We start from the raw sequence: 1,770 nt of genomic DNA, 5'->3' as shown, positions 1-1,770 counted from the left end.
TCACCGAGGAGATCAACACCCGCAAGGGCTGACCCCCGGCGAACACCCCCGCCCCGGGCCGCACGGTGAACCCCACCGCGCGGCCCGCGGCCGTTCCGGTACCGTCGTCACCGTCGTTCTCCGGCCGGACGTGACACGGCGTCCCGGTCGTCACGGTCCCGCGCGCCGAGACCGAACGTGGTGAAGGCCGTCCGCTCGGGCAGCGGGTAGAACTCCTTGCCCGTCAGCGCGTTGACGATGACGGCGGAACGCCAGGCGGCCAGCCCCAGGTCCGGCGCGCCGACGCCGTGCGTGTGCCGTTCGGCGTTCTGCACGAAGACGGACCCGGCGATCTCCGGTGCGAGAACGAGCCGTTGGGCCGCGTCGACCTGAGGACGCCCGAGCTCGTCGCGGACGATGTACGGGTCGAGAGCGGCGAGCAGCAGGTCGACGGGGCGCTCCCGGTATCCGGTGGCGAGAACGACGGCGTCCGTGACGAGCCGGCCCCGCGCCTCCTGCTGACCGTGCTCGACGCCCAGCTCGATGCGCCCCGCCTCGGTGGCTGCGGCACTGGTGACCTCGATGCCGGGGGTGAGGGTGACGTCGGGCCAGCTTCCGCCGAGGCTGCGCCGGTACAGCTCGTCGTGGATGTCCCCGAGCGTGTCCCCGCTGACCCCCTTGTACAACTGCCACTGGCGGGGCAGGAGCCGGTCCCGGGTGGCCTGCGGAAGTCCGTGGAAGTAGCGGGTGTAGTCGGGGGTGAACTGTTCCAGGCCGATCTTGCTGTACTCCATGGGCGCGAACGCCGGCGTACGGGCCAGCCAGGTCAGCCCCTCCGCTCCCTCCGGCCGGGACCGCAGCAGGTCCAGCAGGACTTCGGCGCCCGACTGTCCCGAGCCGACGACGGTGATGTGGCGTGCGGCCAGCAGCCGGTTCCGCTGGGAGAGGTAGTCCGCGGAGTGCAGCACGACGGCGGCCGGGTCCTGGGCCAACTCCCGCAGCGGTTCAGGGACATGGGGTGCTGTGCCGACGCCGAGGGCGAGGTTGCGGGCGTGGGCGAGCCCGGTCGTGAGCGCCTCCCCGTCGGGACCCAGCCGGGTGAACTCCACGGCGAACGCGTCCTGTCCGGGGTCCCAGGCCACCGTGTCGACCCGGTGGCCGAAACGGGTGGCGGGGAGTTCGGTACTCACCCAGCGCAGATAGCTGTCGAACTCGGAGCGGTGGATGTGGATCTGTTCGGCGAAATAGAACGGGAACAGCCTGCGGCGGACCTTGAGGTAATTGAGGTAGGACCAGGGGCTGGTGGGCTCGACGAGGCTCACCAGGTCGGCCAGGAACGGCACTTGGAGCGTCGCACCCTCGATGAGCAGCCCGGGGTGCCAGTGGAAGGCGGCGCGCTGCTCGTGGAAGACGGTGCGCAGCCCGGGGACGCCGTCGGCGAGCGCGGCGAGCGAGAGGTTGAAGGGCCCTGCCCCCACCCCCAGCAGATCGAGGGGCGGCGTGCGCGGTCCGGGCGTCATCGGGTTCCTCCGGCGGGGGTCGCTGGGGCGGCTGGGGGTCGTCCCGGGCGGGTCGAGCGCATCGTCAGCATCATGGCGACAGCCTTTCCGCGGCCGGGGCATCGGTACGTTCGGCCGACGGGCCTTCGCTCACAGCACGGTCCGCCGCCGCCGTGACGAGGTCGAGCAGCGGAATCAGGTCGGCCGTCGCGGCGCTCGGGTGCAGCAGGGTGGCCTTCAGCCACAGGCGGCGCCGGCCGTCGCCGTCCTCCGCCACCGCTCGGCCCAGGAC

General features: G+C 72.3%; 1 protein-coding gene and 1 pseudogene. Both read right to left on the bottom strand.

The genetic code is table 11. From position 1 onward, the window contains the following. Positions 1-107: 107 nt before the first annotated feature. The gene (locus CR470_RS37770) at positions 108-1,499 is read right to left on the bottom strand and encodes a lysine N(6)-hydroxylase/L-ornithine N(5)-oxygenase family protein (protein ID WP_097872263.1); all 1,392 of its coding nucleotides are present in this window, start codon (positions 1,497-1,499) and stop codon (positions 108-110) included. A gap of 70 nt (positions 1,500-1,569) precedes the next feature. After that, positions 1,570-1,770: pseudogene (locus CR470_RS37765) on the bottom strand (aspartate aminotransferase family protein); the annotation flags it as partial.

This window comes from Streptomyces sp. rh34 (genome assembly GCF_002551245.1).
Taxonomy (GTDB): Bacteria; Actinomycetota; Actinomycetes; order Streptomycetales; family Streptomycetaceae; genus Streptomyces.
This window is presented reverse-complemented; position numbering and strand designations above follow the sequence as displayed.